This window comes from Kitasatospora sp. NPDC086791 (assembly GCF_040685975.1).
GTDB lineage: Bacteria > Actinomycetota > Actinomycetes > Streptomycetales > Streptomycetaceae > Kitasatospora.
This window is the reverse complement of sequence record NZ_JBFBOC010000013.1, coordinates 164,460-181,052: the sequence shown is the minus strand read 5'-3', so window position 1 is coordinate 181,052 and position 16,593 is coordinate 164,460. Positions and strand designations below refer to the sequence as shown.

Annotated in this window: 12 protein-coding genes and 1 pseudogene; 4 read left to right on the top strand and 9 right to left on the bottom strand. The window is 74.8% G+C overall.

The annotated features are described in order from the left end of the window. Nucleotides 1-34: 34 nt before the first annotated feature. From AB0Q99_RS19920 to AB0Q99_RS19900, 5 genes are all read right to left on the bottom strand, one after another. The gene (locus tag AB0Q99_RS19920) at nt 35-1,210 is read right to left on the bottom strand and encodes an acyl-CoA dehydrogenase family protein (protein ID WP_363573535.1); all 1,176 of its coding nucleotides are present in this window, start codon (nt 1,208-1,210) and stop codon (nt 35-37) included. A gap of 14 nt (nt 1,211-1,224) precedes the next feature. Then, complete coding sequence (locus tag AB0Q99_RS19915) at nt 1,225-4,368, bottom strand: amino acid adenylation domain-containing protein (protein ID WP_363573533.1); 3,144 nt, start codon at nt 4,366-4,368, stop codon at nt 1,225-1,227. A gap of 294 nt (nt 4,369-4,662) precedes the next feature. Next, nucleotides 4,663-6,003, bottom strand: coding sequence for a non-ribosomal peptide synthetase (locus tag AB0Q99_RS19910; protein ID WP_363573532.1), 1,341 nt, complete (start codon nt 6,001-6,003; stop codon nt 4,663-4,665). Nucleotides 6,004-6,051: 48 nt separating this feature from the next. Next, the gene (locus tag AB0Q99_RS19905) at nt 6,052-7,425 is read right to left on the bottom strand and encodes an MFS transporter (protein WP_363573530.1); all 1,374 of its coding nucleotides are present in this window, start codon (nt 7,423-7,425) and stop codon (nt 6,052-6,054) included. A 373-nt stretch (nt 7,426-7,798) separates the two neighbouring features. After that, nucleotides 7,799-8,944 (bottom strand): PP2C family protein-serine/threonine phosphatase, encoded by a 1,146-nt coding sequence (locus AB0Q99_RS19900; protein ID WP_363573528.1) that lies wholly within the window; start codon nt 8,942-8,944, stop codon nt 7,799-7,801. 75 nt (nt 8,945-9,019) lie between these two features. Between AB0Q99_RS19900 and AB0Q99_RS19895 the strand changes: the two genes are divergently transcribed. Beyond that, nucleotides 9,020-9,226, top strand: a complete 207-nt coding sequence (locus AB0Q99_RS19895; RefSeq protein WP_363573526.1) for a hypothetical protein — start codon at nt 9,020-9,022, stop codon at nt 9,224-9,226. A 10-nt stretch (nt 9,227-9,236) separates the two neighbouring features. Here AB0Q99_RS19895 and AB0Q99_RS19890 read toward each other — a convergent pair whose 3' ends face one another. Further along, nucleotides 9,237-9,953 (bottom strand): maleylpyruvate isomerase family mycothiol-dependent enzyme, encoded by a 717-nt coding sequence (locus AB0Q99_RS19890; RefSeq protein WP_363573524.1) that lies wholly within the window; start codon nt 9,951-9,953, stop codon nt 9,237-9,239. A 71-nt stretch (nt 9,954-10,024) separates the two neighbouring features. On the opposite strand from AB0Q99_RS19890, the gene AB0Q99_RS19885 reads away from it, so the two are divergent. Next, on the top strand, nt 10,025-11,143 hold the full coding sequence (locus AB0Q99_RS19885; RefSeq protein WP_363573523.1) for a LysR family transcriptional regulator: 1,119 nt from the start codon (nt 10,025-10,027) through the stop codon (nt 11,141-11,143). Nucleotides 11,144-11,190: 47 nt separating this feature from the next. Here the strand turns inward: AB0Q99_RS19885 and AB0Q99_RS19880 are convergent. Further along, nucleotides 11,191-12,228: pseudogene (locus AB0Q99_RS19880) on the bottom strand (erythromycin esterase family protein); the annotation flags it as partial. Between the two features lie 124 nt (nt 12,229-12,352). On the opposite strand from AB0Q99_RS19880, the gene AB0Q99_RS19875 reads away from it, so the two are divergent. After that, complete coding sequence (locus tag AB0Q99_RS19875) at nt 12,353-13,090, top strand: TioE family transcriptional regulator (RefSeq protein WP_363573521.1); 738 nt, start codon at nt 12,353-12,355, stop codon at nt 13,088-13,090. Nucleotides 13,091-13,157: 67 nt separating this feature from the next. On the opposite strand, the gene AB0Q99_RS19870 is transcribed toward AB0Q99_RS19875, so the two are convergent. Next, nucleotides 13,158-14,030 (bottom strand): AfsR/SARP family transcriptional regulator, encoded by an 873-nt coding sequence (locus AB0Q99_RS19870; RefSeq protein ID WP_363573519.1) that lies wholly within the window; start codon nt 14,028-14,030, stop codon nt 13,158-13,160. Between the two features lie 284 nt (nt 14,031-14,314). Beyond that, nucleotides 14,315-15,037 carry a ScbR family autoregulator-binding transcription factor gene (locus AB0Q99_RS19865; RefSeq protein ID WP_363573517.1) on the bottom strand — a complete coding sequence of 241 codons (723 nt, stop codon included), beginning with the start codon at nt 15,035-15,037 and terminating at the stop codon, nt 14,315-14,317. 462 nt (nt 15,038-15,499) lie between these two features. Here AB0Q99_RS19865 and AB0Q99_RS19860 point away from each other — a divergent pair, with 462 nt between their 5' ends. Next, entirely contained in the window at nt 15,500-16,495 is a 996-nt protein-coding gene (locus AB0Q99_RS19860; protein ID WP_363573515.1) for a ScbA/BarX family gamma-butyrolactone biosynthesis protein, read from the top strand. Nucleotides 16,496-16,593: the final 98 nt, after the last annotated feature.

The window sequence follows — 16,593 nt, the reverse complement described above, 5'->3', positions numbered from 1 at the left end:
TTCCCATCGTCGTCTCCGAATTCATGACGGGCCGTCAGTTCAGCCCCATGGAGCGGGCGATGATCACCTTCTGGACCTCGGAGGTCCCCTCGATGATCGTGGTCATCCGCACGTAGCGGTACAGGAACTCCAGCGGGTGGCCGCGCACCCAGCCGGTGGCACCGTGCACCTGGAGCGAGCGGTCCACCGCGCGCACGGCGGTCTCGGAGGCGGTGAGCTTGGCGAGCGCGGCGTTCTCGGGCGCCTCGGTGCCCTCGTCGACCAGCCGGGCGCAGGCGAGGGTGAGCAGCTTGGAGGCCTCGACCTCGGCCCGGGTGGACACCAGGTGCTCCTGGACGTGCTGGTACTCGCCGATCACCCGCCCGAAGGCGCGCCGGTCCTTGGCGTACTCGACGCCGACCCGCAGCGCGTACTCGGCGATGCCGTTGCACATCGCGGCGACCACCAGGCGGCCGCGGGAGAGGCTGTCCATGGCGAGGGCGGTGGCCGCGCCGACGCCCTCCTCGCCGCCGATCACGGCCTCCGGACCGACGGTGACCCCGTCGAGCAGCAGCTCGAACAGCGGCTCGCCGGACATGCCCTCGTAGCGCTGGCCGATCCGCAGCCCGGGCTGGTCCATCGGCAGCACGAAGGCGGTGGACCCGGTCGTCGGGCCGGCACCGTCGCCGAGGTCGGTGGCGGCGACGACCAGCGCGATCCCGGCGTGCTCGGCGTTGCTGACGAAGGTCTTGCGCCCGTTCAGCACCCACCGGTCGCCCTCGCGCGCGGCGGTGGTGGTGAGGCGGAAGGCGTCGGAGCCGGCGTGCGGCTCGGTGAGGGCGAGGCAGCGGGTCTGCTCGCCGCGCACCAGCGGGATCAGGTGGCGCTCGACCTGCTCCGGGGTGCCGTGGCGCAGCAGCGGGCTGGGGCCGTCGGAGCCGGCCAGCGCGTACGGCGCGAGGACGCAGCCGCTGCGCCCGGCGGCGTGGTGCAGCAGGACGACGGCGGTGAAGGGCATGCCGGCGCCGCCGAGCTCCTCGGGGTAGTCGCCCGCGTAGAAGCCGAGCGCGGCGGAGCGCTTGCGGACGTAGCTGCGCAGGTCGCCCGGCACCTGGTCGGCGGTCTCGGGCAACTCGGCGGCCAGCGGGACGAGTTCACGACGGACGAAGCTCTCGAAGGCCTCCACGAGTTCGCGGTGGCCGGCTTCCAGGACGGCGGAGGGGGCGGTCACGTCGATACTGCCTTTCACTTCTGGCCGGTCAGGGCGCGGGCCTGGTCGGCCAGCACGGCGTGGCGGAACAGGGTGCGCAGCGGGGGGCGGCTGCCGAGGTGCGGTTCCAGGTGGGCGGCGAGCTGGGCGGCGAGCAGCGAGTGGCCGCCGACCTCGAAGAAGTGCGAGTCCGCGGTGAAGCGGTCGTGGCCGAGCACCTCCCGCCAGGCGGCGGCGATCAGCTCCTGGCCGGGGTCGGCGAAGGCGCTCGGCGCGGTCCGCTCCCCGGCGCCTTCCCCGCCGGTCGCGGCAGCCTCCGCCGCCTCGTCCGCCAGCCGGGCGAGGGCGGCGCGGTCGGGCTTGCCGCCGGGCAGGGTCGGCATCGCCGCGACGGCGGTCCAGCTCGCCGGGACGAGTCCGCCGGGCAGTCGGCGGGCGAGCGCCGTGTGCAGGGCGGCCTGGTCGGGGCGGTCGGCGCCCTCCAGGAAGCCGACCAGGCGGGGGCCGGTCCGCGGGTCGGTGTGCAGCACCACCGCGCAGGAGCGGCCGCCGAGTTCGGCCGAGGCCGCGGCCTCGATCTCCTCCAGCTCGATCCGGTGGCCGCGCAGCTTGACCTGGTTGTCGGCGCGGCCGAGGAAGCACAGCCGGCCGTCGAGGTCGCGGTAGCCGCGGTCGCCGGTGCGGTAGACGCGGGCGCCGTCGAGCGCGGGGACGGTGACGAAGCGGGCGGCGGTCGGCTCCGGCAGGCCGGGGTAGCCGTCGGCCAGCATCGTTCCGCCGATCACGAGTTCGCCGACGCAGCCGGCCGGGAGCGGGCGCAGTGTGTCGTCGAGGACGTGCATCCGCACGCCGTCCAGCTCGGTGCCGAGCGGGATCTCGGCGTCGCCGGCGACGTCGGCGGCGGTCACCCGGTGGACGGTGGAGGTGACGGTGGCCTCGGTGACTCCGTAGGCGTTCAGCACGGTGGTGGCCCCGGCCAGGTCGGCGAGCGCCCGGGCGGGCAGCCGTTCGCCGCCGAGGACGAGCAGCCGGGGCGTCCACCGGCCGTCGCGCAGTGCCTCGCGAAGGTCCTCGCGGACGGCGAGCAGGTAGCTGGTCGGCAGGTTGGCGACGGTGACGCCGCGGGCGGCGAGGACGGCCACCAGCTCGGGCCCGGTGGGCACCTCGCGCTGCGGCACGACCAGGGCGGCGCCGACGGCGAGGGCGGGCAGCACCTCCTCCAGCGCCACGTCGAAGGACGGCCGGGCGAACAGCAGCACCCGGTCGGCGGAGGTGAGTTCGTAGCGGGCCGCGATCGCGGCGACGTACCCGGCGAGTGCCTCGCGGCCGACCCGGACGGGCTTGGGCACGCCGGTGGAGCCGGAGGTGTGGATGAGGTAGGCGGCGCCGTCCAGGACGGCGGCGGGCTCGGCCTTCGGGAACGCCGGGCCGTCCAGCAGCGCCGGGGTGACGCCCTCGGCGGGCAGCGCGAGGGCGCTCTGCCGGGTCGCCAGGACGAGCGCCGGGCGCAGCCGTTCCAGCAGCAGGCCGAGCCGGGCGGCCGGGTCCTCGGTGGACAGCGGCGCGTAGACGGCGCCGTGGCGCAGGCAGGCGAGCAGGGCGACCACGCTGTCCGCGCCGCGCGGCAGGACGGTGGCCACCGGCTGGCCGGGCGCGACGCCGGCGGCGCGCAGGCGCTCGGCCAACTCGGTGACTCGGCGGTCGAGTTCGCCGTAGCTGATCCGCTCGGTGCCGGCCAGCAGGGCGAGCGCGGTCGGGTCGTGGGCGGCGGCCGGGTCGAGCAGGGCCGGGGCGGCGTCGGCGGGCTCGGCAGGCGCTGTGGCCTCGGGCGCGGTGTCGGAGACGGGCTCGGGCGCGGGGGCCGCCAGCTCGGCGATCGGCGCCTGCGGGTGGTCGAGGTAGCCGCGCAGCAGCTCCAGCAGCCGCTCGGACAGCAGCACGGCCTCGGACTCCCGGAACAGGTCCGCGTCGTAGTCCCAGACCAGGGTCATCCCGGCGGCGCCGTGCTTCTCGCCGACCACCCGGCGGTCGTCCGGCAGCAGTACCAGGTCGAGGTCGAAGCGGGTGGTGCCGGTGTTGAAGCCCTCGTACAGCGAGACCTCCAGCCCGGGCGCCTGGACGTCCGGCAGGGCCGCGTCGTGCGCGCTGAACATCACGTTGAACAGCGGATTGTCGGCCCCGCCGGTGTGCAGGCCGAGGCGGCGGGTCAGTTCCTGCACCGGCAGGTCCTGGTACGGCAGCGCGCGCATCAGGACGTCGGTCACCTCGTCCACGGCCTCGGTGCCGGGCGCCGTCGGGTCGAGCCGCAGGCGCAGCGGGACGGTGTTGACGAACATGCCGACGGTGCCCTCGAAGCCCTCCGGGCGGTTGCCGACGGCGGTGCCGACCACGATCTCGCGGTGCCCGCTGTGCCGGCGCAGCAGCTCGGCGAGCAGCGCCAGCAGGGTGCTGAACGGGGTGTGGCCGTCGGTCTTGCTGCGCTCGCGCAGCCGCTCGGCGAGGTCGGCGCCGATCGCCTGGCGCAACTGGCCGCCCCGGTGGCGGCGCTCGGCGCCCGGCCGGGCCAGCCCGGGCAGCGTGACCTCGCGCGGCGCGTCGGCCAGTTCCCTGGTCCAGAAGTCCAGCGCGCGGTCGCGGGGGACGTCGGCGGCGGCCCGCGCGTGCTCCTCGTACGAGGGGGCGGTGGGCAGTTCGTACGACTCGCCGAGGACCCGGGCGCGGTAGACGGTGAACAGGTCGCGCAGCAGGATCGCGAAGGAGTGGCCGTCGTGGACGAGGTGGTGCTCGACGTGGATCAGCCGGTGGTGGCCCTCGGCGATCCTGACCAGGTGCCAGCGCAGCACCGGCGCCCGCTCGGTGTTCACCGGCTCCTCGGCCTCGGCGGCCAGCAGACGCCGGAAGGCGGCCTCCGGGTCGTCCTCGGCGCTGAAGTCGCTGTGGCGCAGCTCCGGTCGGCAGCCCTCGGCGACCCGCTGGCCGGGCAGGCCCTCCGCCCGGGGCACCAACTCCAGCCGCAGGCCCGGGTGGTGGTCCAGGACGGCGGCGAGACCGGCCTGCAGCGCGTCCCGGTCGAGGGTGCCCCACAGGTCGAGGACGGCGGTGAAGTTGTAGGCGCGGCTGCCCGGCAGCATCTGTTCGTGCAGCCAGACGATCTCCTGCGAAGGAGAGAGTGCGAACATGGTCGGTTCCCTTGTGTGGTGGGCTTCTCGGCACTGCGGTGGCCGGCGGCGGGCGTGGGGTGGTCCCGCTCCGGCCGGTGGACCGGGGCGCACCGAGGTGACGGTGCGGCCCGGGGACCGGGCGTCCGTGCGAGCGGGCCCGTTCGGGCACGCGCGTGCGGGCGCGGCGGATCCGGCGAGGCGGATCCGGTGGGGAGTTCAGGCGTGGGGCTCAGGTGGGCGGGCTCAGGTGGGCGGGCTCAGGCCCGTTGGGGGCGGACGCGTTCCGGGCGGGGCCCGTTCGGCCGCGGCGGGTCAGCCGTGGGAGTCCGGGCACGGCCGGGCGTGCAGGTGGTGCCGCAGCACGGCGAGCAGGTCGTCGAAGGCGGCGTGGGCGTCGGCCGCGGGGAAGCGGTCGCTGTCCCAGGCCAGCCGGACCAGCAGGTCGTCGCCGTGCGAGGCGGAGACGGCGAGCGGGGCGGCGAGCGGGCGTCCGGCCAGGTGGGTCTCCCGGCCGGGCGTGCCGCCGAGCACCAGCGGCGGACGGCGGTGCAGGTCCTCCATGGTGAGCATGGCGTCCAGGGCACCCGTCCACGGCGCCCCGGCGGTGCGGGCGGCGCGGACCACCTCGTCGAACGGGGTGCCGGCGTGGTCGAGGTCGTCCCACCACGCGTCGGCGAGGGCGTCCAGATCGTCCGTGGCGGTCGAACCGGCCGGGTGTACGAGGGTGTTGAGGAAACAGCCGAGCGCGGCGGGCGCGCCGACCGGCCGGCCGCCCCACGGGTAGCCGAGCGCGAGCGCCCCGGCCCCGGCCCGCGGGGACCCCGGTGCGCGGTGCAGGCGGTGCGCGGCGACCCCGGCGGCGTCCAGCAGGGCCGGGAAGACGGCGCCGCGGGCGGCGCCGTCGGCGGCGGGCAGCCGCTCGGTGAGCATCCCGGTGGACGTGGCCGCCCCGCCGCCCGCCCCGGTCAGGCCGCCGAGCCGACGGCCCCAGTGGGCCTGCGCGGCGGGCCCGCCGGCGGCGTCCTCCGCGGCCAGCTGGAGTTCGACGGCCTGCCGGTAGTCGGCGAGCGCCTGCGGAACCGGGCCGTCCCCGTAGTCCTCCTTCTCGGGCCTGCCGCCCTTCTCGTACCCGTCGTCCTTCTCGTACGCCTCGCTCAGCTCGGCGGTGAGCACCCCGAGGGACTGCTCGTCGCAGGCGGCGTGGTCCAGAGCGAGGGCGAGCAGGTCCTCGTCACCGTCCGGCTCCCGGGCGACCAGCAGGCGCAGCGCGGGCCCGTCGGCGGGCCAGTCCAGCAGGGCCTCGCGCAGCGCCTCGCGGGCCGTGCCGCCGGGGGCGACGGGGATCCGGGCGGCCTCGGCGGAGGGACCGCCGACCCGCAGCACGGGTGTGCCGCGCACGGTCGCGAAGCCGCCGCACAGGGCCGGGTGCCGGGCGGCGACGGCGGCCGCGGCCCGGGCCAGCCGGTCCTGGTCGAGGGTGCCGCGCGGGTAGGCGAAGAACAGCGGGACGACGTCGGAGCGGCCGTGCGGAGCGAGTCGGCGGGTGATCAGGAACCGCCGTTGGGCGCCGGTCAGCGGGAGCAGTTCCACCGGCGAGTCGGCGGCGGCGGAACGGTACCGGGCGAGGTAGGCGGAGGTGATGCTGGCGTGCACGGGAACGGTCTCCGGTTTCCGGTCGCGGCTCGGCGGGTCTGGGGTCGGTCAGGTGGTGCTGGGACTCGCGGCGGGCTCCTGGGTGGCGGCCTTCCCGTCGGTGTCCTCGGCGGCGGCCCCACGATCGGTGTCCTCGGCGGCGGCGGGTCCCCCGGGCCCTGGTGCACCGCCGCCACCGCCACCCGGCAGGTCACGCATCCGTCGCAGCGGCGACAGCAGCAGCGGCACCGGCACGAGCAGGAACCCGATCGCGCACAGCCAGAGCGCGGCGCGCGGCCCGGCGGCGTCGGCGACGATCCCGCCGCCCAGCGCGCCGATCGGCAGCGTGCCCCACACCAGGAAGCGCATGGTGGCGTTCATCCGGCCGAGCAGCTCGGGCGGGCAGACGCTCTGCCGGAAGCTGACCTGGGCGACGTTGTAGGCGACCGCGCCGAACAGCACCACCCCGGAGGCGAGGCCGAACAGCACCACGCCCGCGCCGCCGCCGGACAGCGGCCACAGCACCGCGAACGGTGCCGTCACGACGGTGGACAGCCAGATCAGCCGGGCCTGCCCGACCCACCGCGCCAGGCGGCCGGCGCACAGCGCGCCCGCCAGCCCGCCGACGGCGGAGGTCGACAGCAGCACGCCGATGGCTCCCGGCGCCAGGGCGAGCACCCGCACCCAGAAGACGGTCTGCACGGCCATCAGCACGGCCGCGAACAGGTTGGACACGGCGGTGGCGGTCGCGATCGCCCGCAGCAGCGGGTGTCCGAGCACGAACCGGACGCCCTCCCCCACCTCGGCGCGCAGCGAGCGCCCGGGCGCCGGCTCCGGCAGCGGCTCCTCGACCCGGATCCGGGCGAGCAGCAGCGCGGAGGCCAGGTAGCCGCAGGCGTCGGCGACGATGGCGAGCGGCGCGCCGAGCAGCTGCACCAGCCCGCCGCCGAAGCCGGGGCCGGCGATCTGCGCCGAGGAGCGGACCGTCTCCAACGCGCCGTTCCCACCGACCAGTTGCTCGCGCGGCAGGACGGCGGGCAGGAAGGACTGGTGGGCGACGTCGAAGAACACCGTCGCCACCCCTGTGACCAGTGCCACCAGGTAGAGCTGAGGCATCGTCAGCACCCCGAGCGCCGCCGCCGGCGGGATCGACCCGACCGCCAGGCAGCGCACCACGTCGGCGCGGATCAGCACCGGCAGCTTGCGCATCCGGTCCAGCCAGGCGCCGGCCGGCAGGCCGACCAGCAGGAAGGCGGCGGTCTCGGCGGCGGTCAGCAGACCGACCTCGAACGGGGTGGCGTCCAGTACCAGAACCGCCACCAAGGGCAGTGCCACCAGGGTGACTTGACTGCCCGTCTGGGCCGCGGCGGCTCCGGTCAACAGGAGCCGGAAATCGCGGTGGCCGAGCAGACGGGCCTGACGGGGGCGAGGCATCTCGTTCATCAGTGCGACTCTCGGTCACTGCTTCGACACAGGCAAGCACCGGGTCCGTTTCCGGACGAACCGCCGGTCGGCCGGATCCCGCCACTCCCCCCGATCACGTCTTGCCCGTCTCTTACGACCCCTTATGGACCGGCCGCGACGAGCGCACCGCCCGTGCCCAGGGGGCACGGGCCGAGTGACACCCGCGCCCCCGCCGGCGCCACCCGTCCATTTCGACGTCCGATATTCGGACCCTGTCTTTCCGGCCACCGGACGACGCCGGTCAACTTGGCCGGATCCCGTGGAGTGCGGTACGACCTTCACCTCATCGTGATATCAGCGTGACCGTCCGTGGCCGTCGAACCGACTCCGGGGAGACGTCCGGACCGCCCCCTCACCCGCCCGCACGATGGGTGATCGCCAGCACCGCCATGTCGTCGTCCCGCGGCCCGCCGGTCCACCGCGCGACGTCCTCGACCAGCGCGTCCAGCACCTCGCCCGGCCCGGCGAACGGACCCAGCGGCGCCAGCCCGAGCACCGGGTCGTAGAACTCCCCCGCCGCGTCCCGGGCCTCGGTCACGCCGTCGGTCACCAGCAGCAGCGTGCACCCGGGTGGGAACGGCCAGGTCTCCGGCGCGGGCCGCGCGACGCCGAGGCCGCCCATCCCCAGCGGCAGCCCCGGATCGGCGGCGTCCAACCGCCGCACGGCCGCCGGTCCGGCGGTCCGCGGAGGTGGTCCGGCGGTCCGAGGGTCCGGGCCGGGGCCCAGCAGGTACGGCCCGGGGTGCCCGCAGTCGAGCGTGCGCACCGTCCCCTTCCCCGGCGGGAACTCGACCAGCAGCGCCGTGATGAACCCCTCCATCCGCAGCTCCTCGCTCAGCCGGTCGACCTCCCGGAGCAGCGAGTCCTCCAGCGCGTCGGCGAGCGCCGCCAGGTCCGGCACCCGGTGCGAGTCCTCCCGGAAGGCCCCCAGGAGCACCGAGACCGCCCCCACCGCGTGCAGCCCCTTGCCCCGCACGTCCGCGATCAGGGCGCGCACGCCGTACGGGGTGACCTGCAGCGCGTAGGCGTCCCCGCCGATCAGCGCCTCGTCCTGGGCGGCCCGGTAACAGGCCGCGACCGACAACGCGCCCACCCGCTCCGGCGGCTCCGGCAGCACCGCCCGCTGCGCCGCCTCCGCCACCGAGCGCACCCGCTCCAGTCGCCGCCCGTGCCGGGCCACCACGCGGTTCACCCCGACGCCGAGCAGGGCGGCGAAGGTCGTGTTCACCAGCTCCAGGTACCCGTCGCCCGTCCCGAGCGACCCGTCCCGGGCGGACAGCACCAGGACCCCGGTCACGTTGGCCACCGCGACCGCGACGGTGTCCCGCAGGGTCAGCAGCGCCCCGGACAGCACGGCGGCCGCCGCCAGCAACGGATCGCCCCAGTAGTCGGCCGGGTCCAGCGAGTTCCACACCAGCCCGCCGACGATCAGCAACCACGGCGCGACCCGCACGTACGACGGCCACTGCGCGGACCTCGACACGGACCTCGGGGGCATCGGCGACCTGGCTTCCGTCTCACCACCGTCCGGAAGGACTTCCTCCGATCGTAGCCACGGGCCCCCGAAACTCGCATGACGACCGCCGGGGCCGCTTCCCAGGCTTGGACGGCCGCTGTCCCCGCCGTCTCCGCCGCCCCAGGAGGACCCGATGTCCATATTCGCCACCTGGCTGCTGTTCGCCGACGACGACGGCGCCGAAACCGCGCCCGCACCGACCGCACCCAGGTCGAGCTGCTGCACGCCATCCTCACCCGCTGGCTGCACACCGACCGCCGGTAGCGATCCCGCCTCACCCGTGCCGCTCGAACCGATCCGCGCCCGGCCCCGTGAGCAGGCCCGCCGGCAGTCGGCGTCCGTAGGCGACCAGCAACAGGTGCTCGGCCCGCCCCTCGACGGTGCGCGGGCCCCGGCCGTACGACCAATCGGTGTCCGTCGCGCGCAGGCGGACGCCGTCCACCCGCGCGCCGAAGAACCGCAGGGTGCGGGGCGAGACCACGGCCAGCAGGGCCGACGTGCGCGCCACCGGCAGCCGTCCCGGCAGGCCGAGCGCGACCGTGATGTCGAGACCGTGGACGGCGTCGTGCGCGAGCGCCGCGATCCGGCCACCGACCGGCGGGCGCCACGGGTGGTCGGCGTGGTCGGAGAGGGCGTCCGCGAGTTCGCGGTCGGTCATGACGGCGGCGTCGCGGCGGGCGATCCGGTCGGCCATCCGGTGGATGCGGCCGCCGGAGCGCGCGAGTTCGAGGACCGTGCGCGGCGTCGAGTACCGGAAGCCGGAGCTCAGGTGCGCGGCGACCTCCCGGACCCGCCAACCACCGCACAGCGACGGCGAGTTCCACTGCTCCGGGGTGAAGGCGGCGAACACCGCGGCGAGTTCGCGGCGCTCGGCCGCGACCTGCGCACGGATCCAGTGGGTCCCGTGAATCCTGTCGGTCCCGTCGATCCCGTCGGTCCCGTCGGCCCTGTGGTTCTGCCCGGTGTCCCGGTCCTGCGGCGTGGTTCCCATGCGCCCAGCCTGCGGCCGGAACCGTACGTTCGTCCAAGACCGGCTGGTTCTGCCACCTATGATCAGGAGTCATGGAACTGCGGCAGCTCCAGTACTTCGTCACCGTCGCCCAGCACGGCAGCTTCACCCGGGCGGCGCAGCTGCTGCACCTGACCCAGCCCGGGGTCAGTTCCCAGATCCGGCGGCTGGAGCGCGAGCTGGGGCACCGGCTGCTCGACCGCTCGGGCCGTGCCGTTCGGCTCACCCGGGTCGGCGAGGCCGTGCTGCCGCACGCCCGGGCGGCGCTCGCCTCCGCCTCGGCGGCCCGGCGGACGGCCGAGGAGTTCGACGGACTGCGGCGCGGACACGTGCGGCTGGGCATGGTCGCCGGGGCGGCCTTCACCCCGCCGTCCGGGCTGGGCACCTTCCCCGGGCTCGCCACCACGCTCGCCGCGTTCCGCCAGGAGCACCCCGGCATCGACTTCTCACTGGCCGAGGACACCACCGCGGGGATGCTCGCCGCCCTGCGCGACGGACGGCTGGACCTCGCCGTGATCGGCCTGCCCGCCGCCGCGAGCGGCTGCGAGGGCGACGACGGCTGGACGGCGCTGGCCGGAATCGGCCTGCACACCGTGCTGGAGGTGCCGCTGGTCGCGGCCTGCGCCGAGCAGCACCCGCTCGCGGCCGCCCCGGCCGGAGCCGCCACCGCTGCCGCCACCGCCACCGGGGGCGACCCGCTCCCGGTCGCCGCGCTGGCCGGACACTCCCTGGTGAGCACCCCGCGCGGCACCGGGATGCGCACCGCACTGGAGCGCGCCCTGGCCGAGGCCGGGGCGAGCCCGGCCATCGGCGTCGAGGCGGCCGCACCACCGCAGTTGGCCGAACTCGCCGCGCACGGACTGGGCGTGGCCGTCCTGCCGGACCCGGGCGCCGTTCCCGGGCTGCGGGTCCGCCCGCTGGCCGACCCCGTCCCGCTGGTGCGGATCGCCCTGGCCTGGCCGAGCGGACGACCCGCCGAGCCACCGACCGCCGCCCTGGTGTCCCACCTGCGGACGGCCTACCCGGGGCCGGCAGCCCCCGGCTCCGACGCAACGGGTGCGGCTTCGGTCGTGGCTGTGGCTGACGCCGCCGTTGCCGTTGCCGCCGCCCCGTCGGGGATGTGCAGGAGTGCGGCCGCGCCGACGAGAACCTCCCGGTCGAGCGGGAAGTAGCCTTGCGACGGCGTGGTGTCGGTGCGGATCCGGCCTCCGTCAGGCAGTACCGGCTCGGTCAACTCCCAGAATTCACCGCGCCGTTGCAGGAACGCCTCGTAGGTGTCCGACGCCGGCTCGTCCAGCCCGATCGCCGCGCTGCGCCCCAGGCTCCCGGCGACGAAGGCGTACCGCTCGCCGAGCAGCGCACCGACGATCCGCCCCGCACCGTTCCACCCGCAGTCCAGCTCCCCCAGCGCCCAGGCGCTCGGGTTCCGCTGCAGGTGCCGGTTGTGCGAGAAGACCAGGGTCGGCCCGCGCCGGGCTTCGAGGTCGCGGATGTCGAGGAGGTTCTGCGCCATGAGGGCGTCCCGGAGTCCGAGCAGACCGCTCAGACGGTCGCTCGGACTGAGGCCCCGGACCGCCGACTGCGCGTGGTAGCGCAGCAGGCCGATACCGGCGGTCAGCCGCGCCCTGGCCCCGGACCATTCGGCCCGGGACGTGGCCCCGATCAACTCCGGTGCCCGCGCGTGGAGTCGGAGGAGCAGATCGTCGGCGACGCAGCGCAACCGGGCGGCCTCGACGGTGGCTCCGGGCGACTGCGCCGGGTCCAGCACCGCCTCGGCCCGGCTCCAGCGCTCGTCCTCGCCGGCCAGTCCGGCGATGTCGGGGGCCAGGTCGGGGTCGCGGTCGCGGTCGAGGCCGAGCCGCAGGTAGTCGCGGGCCTCCTCAAGGTAGCGGCGCGGGCTGGGGGCGCTGTAGTTCTCGGTCGGGGCGTCGAAGCCGTGAAAGGAGAGCCGCTCGCCGGGAGGTCGGCTCCGGTTGGACTCGCGCATCCAGGCGACGAGTTCACGGTTGGCGTTGTGCTCCCCGAAGCCGTGCGAGAAGCCTTCCGCCATCGCCGCGTCCAGGGTGCCCACCCCCTCCCGGACGTAGTCGTCCACCGCGAGCGCGGCCACGCGGTCGGTTTCCAGGGCGATCGACCGGAAACCCCGGTCGACCAGCCCGGCGAACAGTTCGTTGCGGACCCACCCGAAGGCCGGCTCCTGGTGCGTCGGCTCACCGAGGCCCAGCAGCTCGCACGACGGGGTGACGAAGTCGTGCATGTCCTGACTCATGAACCTCAAGCGTATCGTTGAAAGAACGGTTGAGACTCTTGCCCACGCCAGCCCGCCGATCTCCGGCAGTACGAGCACGGAGGTCTCAAACGGGCCCGAACGGAAGACGAGCATGCGCCCCTCCGACCTCGCACGTGAGCACGGCATCTCGACCCAGGCGGTCCGCAACTACGAACGCGACGGCTGCCTCCCGCCCGCCACCCGCACCCCCACCGGCTACCGGATCTACACCGAGCGGCACGCGGCCGCCCTGCGCACCTTCCTGGCCCTGGTCGCGGCCTACGGGCACGCGACCGCCGGCCCGGTGATGGTCGGCATCCACGCCGACCGCCTCGACGAGGCCCTGACCGCCCTCGACCGCGGGCACGCCCAACTGCTGCGCGACCGGGAAACCCTCGCCGCCGTCCGGGAGGCCGTCGACCACCTCACCCCCGACCCCGCCGTCACGTCCTCCGCCCCGTCGACCGCCCCGGACCGTCCGACGCCGACCGGCCTCCTCGCGATCGGCGACGTCGCACACCGGCTCGGCGTCACCCCCGCGACCGTGCGCGCCTGGGAGGCCGCCGGCATCCTCACCCCGGCCCGCGACCGCGGCACCGGCCACCGAGGGTACGGCCCGGCCGACGTCCGCGACGCCGAACTCGCCCATCTGCTACGGCGGGGCGGCTACCGGCTGGACCACATCGCCGCTGTCGTCAAGCAGATCCGCACGGCGGGCGGCACCGAGGAACTGGCTGTCGCCCTCGCCGGCTGGCAACAGCGCCTCACCTCCCGGGGCCTGGCCATGCTCACCGCCGCCGCCCGCCTCGACGACTACCTGACCCTGCACTCCACGCCCCGACCCGCTTGACCTCACCCGGACGTGAGGAACCGACCGGGAGCTTGCCGACGCGCCCACCCCGCCGTGGGCCTGCGGGTCAGCCGACCCTGGTGAGACGGGCGGAGCGGGGCGCCGGTCCGTCGCCCGGGGCGACCGGCACGGCCGGTCCGACCGGCTGGTCCTGGTCGGGACGTTCGGGGTTGGCGAGCAGGATGGAGCGCTGCAGACGGCGCAGTGCGGCGGACGGCTCCATGCCCAACTCCCGTACCAGGGTGTTGCGCAGGCGCTGGTAGGCCTCCAGGGCCTCACCGCGTCGCCCGGAGCGGTGCAGGGCGATCATGTACTGGCCGTGCAGGCTCTCGTGGGTGCGGTAGCGGTCGACCAGGACGGTCAGTTCGGCGAGCAGGACGCGGTGCCGGCCCAGGCGCAGGTCGGCCTCGATCCGCTGGTCCAGCGCGCACAGTCTGGTCTCCTCCAACCGCTTCGCCTCGACGGCGAGTTGGCCGCCGACCGGGACGTCCGCGAAGGCCGGACCGCGCCACAGCGCGAGCGCCTCGCCCAACTGGCGGGCGGCGAGCGGGAAGTCACCGGCGTCCATGGCGCGGTAGCCGTGTCCGGCGAGGCGGTCGAACTCCTGGAGGTCGACCAGGCCACCCCCGCTGTTCAGCATGTAGCCACCGGCCGAGGTGACCAGGACGTCCTTGGCGCAGGACGCCCCCGGACCGCCCTCGCCCTGGGCGAGCGCGCGGTCGATGAGGTCGCGCAGTTGCAGGACGTAGGTCTGCACCGTGGTGCGCGCGCTGCGCGGCGGACGGCCGCACCACAGTTCCTCGGCGAGGACGCCGGCCGGAACGACCTGGTCGGCCCGTAACGCCAGCAGGGCGAGCACCTGTCGCGGTTTGGGGGCGGTCGGCACCACCGACGCCCCGCACAGTCGGACCCCCAAGGCCCCCAGCACCCGGATTTCCATGACGACCACCCCAAATCCAGACGGATCGGCGACCCCGACGGCCACCGACCGGGCGGGTGCTCCGCTACTCGACACCCCCGCGAGACGGCGCGGGCGGAGAGATCGGATGAGCACCCGACGCCTATCCAAAAACAGGACGGACGGTTTGTCAATACAAAACCGAACGCGCTGTTTGTTTTTGGGCAAAGGAATCGCCTGGGGACTGGGGTCGCGGCCCCCACCGGCGCCATTCCGGGCCGTCAGGGGCGAGGCGAATCCGGCCGACCGACGGCGGAGCCCCGGCGTCAGGCGGAGCCGGCCCCGCCCACACCGGCCGCGGCGCCGGCCCCACCCTCGCCCTCGCCCTCACCATCGCCCGCCGCCTCGGCCCGGGCCGCCGCCAGCTCGGCCACCACCCGACTCCCCCGGTCCGTCCCGAGGTCCAGCGTGGCGAGCACCCCGGGCACCGCGATGCTCGGCATCAGGTGCTGGTACAGCACCGCGATCCGGCGCTCCAGGTCGGCCCGGCCGGACATCTTCTGGGACTGGATCTGCACCCCGGTCCAGGCCCCGGTCACCAGCCACGCCGTTTCGGCGGGCACCACCTGCGGCAGCAGTTCGCCACGCTCGGCGGCCGACAGCAGCACGGCCTCGGCCCGCTGGATCCACCCCGGCGCGGCGCCGCCGCCGAAGTCGCCGAACACGTCCTGGCCGAGGGAGAGCCGCGCGCCCGCGCTCAACAGCGGATCCCGCGGCATGAGGTGGGCGACCACCATCCCGAGGTCGACGAACTCCTGGAGCTTGCAGTGCCGTGCGGGGAGCTCGTCGCGGCCGAACTGTTCCTCCACGACCCCCTGGGCGAGCTCCCGCTTCGACGCGAAGTGGAAGTACACCGCGCCACGGGTCACTCCCGCGCGGGCGACGACCTCGCCGATCGTCGCGCCCTCGTACCCGTACTCGTCGAAGACCGACGCCGCCGCCTCGAGGATCAGTCGACGCGTCCGGACTGCCCGCTCCTGTCGCACCACCGCAACCACTCCGCCCGAAACGCTCGGCAAACAAAACCAAACACCCTGTATCTTACCCGCCGAGCCCGAAGCCGCCCCGTGCGCACCAGGTCAGGTAGGGCGGTCTTTGAGCGATGGAAAACCGCGTGCACGGTACGGGTCGTCCAGGTGACCGAGAGCTCCACAAGAGGTCTCCGAACCGGAACAGCCACTGCTACTTACTGTGGCCGCTCGCACCCGAAACCCCCTCGTGATAATGAACTCGTCAAGTCCGAGTCATGAAATCACCGCAGGTCAACGGGGCTTCACCAATCCACCACAGCCTGCGGAACGGATCGGACCCCGCTCCGGAAGGGTCGAACGTCCTTGCTCGACCGCCGACGAACCTTCGTCCCGGCTCCTTGAAAAGCAAACCGGTAGGTACGTATCTTACGAGCCCTGAGCAGCCCACCCCGCCCATCACGGCCCTTCGGAGCGCTCCCCATGACCCTGCTTGCCTTCCGTACGCCTGCCGCCCTCACCACGGCCGAAGCCCCCGGGATGATCCCCGGTCCGGGCCGGGCAGCGGGCCCGGCACCTCGTCTGACCAGCACCGTCGCCAAGGAGTACGTCCACCGGGCCTGCCACGCCGAGGTCTTCCTGACCGGCAGCGAGCAGCTGAACGAGACCACCTTCGTGGTCTCCGCGCAATGGCCCCGCGCGCACACCTTCTTCAGCACTCCGGACGGTACCCGGCACGACCCGATCCAGGCCGCTGAGACGATCCGTCAAGCCGGGCTCTACCTCGCCCACACCCGGTTCGGCGTCCCGCTCGACCACAAGTTCATGATGTGGAACCTCGACTACACCACCCGCCCGCGCCAGCTGCTGATCGGCGCGAAGCCCACCGACCTCACCATCGAGGCGAGACTCGTCGCCCAGCCGCGTCGCAACCGCGCCTCGGTCGACTTCACCCTGAGCACCGTCGTCCGGCGCGGTCCGCACCTGGCCGCCACCGGTTACGCCCGCTTCACCACCGTGCCGGACTCGACCTACCGGCGGCTCCGCCGGGGACGCCACGACGTCGACGCACTGCCCGTGCCCGGCACGACCGCCGAGCCGCTGCCGCCGGCCCGGGTCGGCCGGCTCCGCCCGTGCGACGTCGTCCTCGCCCCGGCCGGGGCACCGGGCACCTGGTACCTCACCCCCGACTTCTGGCACCCGATCCTCTTCGACCACGCCAACGACCACATCCCCGGCATGGTCCTGCTGGAGGCGGCCCGCCAGGCCGGCAACGCGCTCGCCAGCCCGGTCACCGTCACGCCGACCGCCGCGGCCACCACCTTCCACCGCTACGCCGAGCACGACGCACCCACCGTCATCACCGCCCGGCACACCCCCGGCGACGACCCGGAGGCCCTCACCACCACGGTGACCGGCCACCAGCACGGCGAGCCGATCTTCACCACCGTCCTCAGCGGGCAGCCGGACCATCGCTGACCCGACGCCCGCCGTCGCCGCACCGAGCGGGCAGCCGGTACCGGTACGGCCGGGGCCACCGAGAGCGATCAGCACACCGCCCGAACGACCCTCACCCC

Bases quoted from the DNA above. Each gene is read 5' to 3' on its own strand.
- AB0Q99_RS19915 (WP_363573533.1), bottom strand. From the start codon at position 4,368: ATGTTCGCACTCTCTCCTTCGCAGGAGATCGTCTGGCTGCACGAACAG.
- AB0Q99_RS19905 (WP_363573530.1), bottom strand. From the start codon at position 7,425: ATGAACGAGATGCCTCGCCCCCGTCAGGCCCGTCTGCTCGGCCACCGC.
- AB0Q99_RS19900 (WP_363573528.1), bottom strand. From the start codon at position 8,944: ATGCCCCCGAGGTCCGTGTCGAGGTCCGCGCAGTGGCCGTCGTACGTG.
- AB0Q99_RS19895 (WP_363573526.1), top strand. From the start codon at position 9,020: ATGACGACCGCCGGGGCCGCTTCCCAGGCTTGGACGGCCGCTGTCCCC.
- AB0Q99_RS19890 (WP_363573524.1), bottom strand. From the start codon at position 9,953: ATGGGAACCACGCCGCAGGACCGGGACACCGGGCAGAACCACAGGGCC.
- AB0Q99_RS19885 (WP_363573523.1), top strand. From the start codon at position 10,025: ATGGAACTGCGGCAGCTCCAGTACTTCGTCACCGTCGCCCAGCACGGC.
- AB0Q99_RS19875 (WP_363573521.1), top strand. From the start codon at position 12,353: ATGCGCCCCTCCGACCTCGCACGTGAGCACGGCATCTCGACCCAGGCG.
- AB0Q99_RS19870 (WP_363573519.1), bottom strand. From the start codon at position 14,030: ATGGAAATCCGGGTGCTGGGGGCCTTGGGGGTCCGACTGTGCGGGGCG.
- AB0Q99_RS19860 (WP_363573515.1), top strand. From the start codon at position 15,500: ATGACCCTGCTTGCCTTCCGTACGCCTGCCGCCCTCACCACGGCCGAA.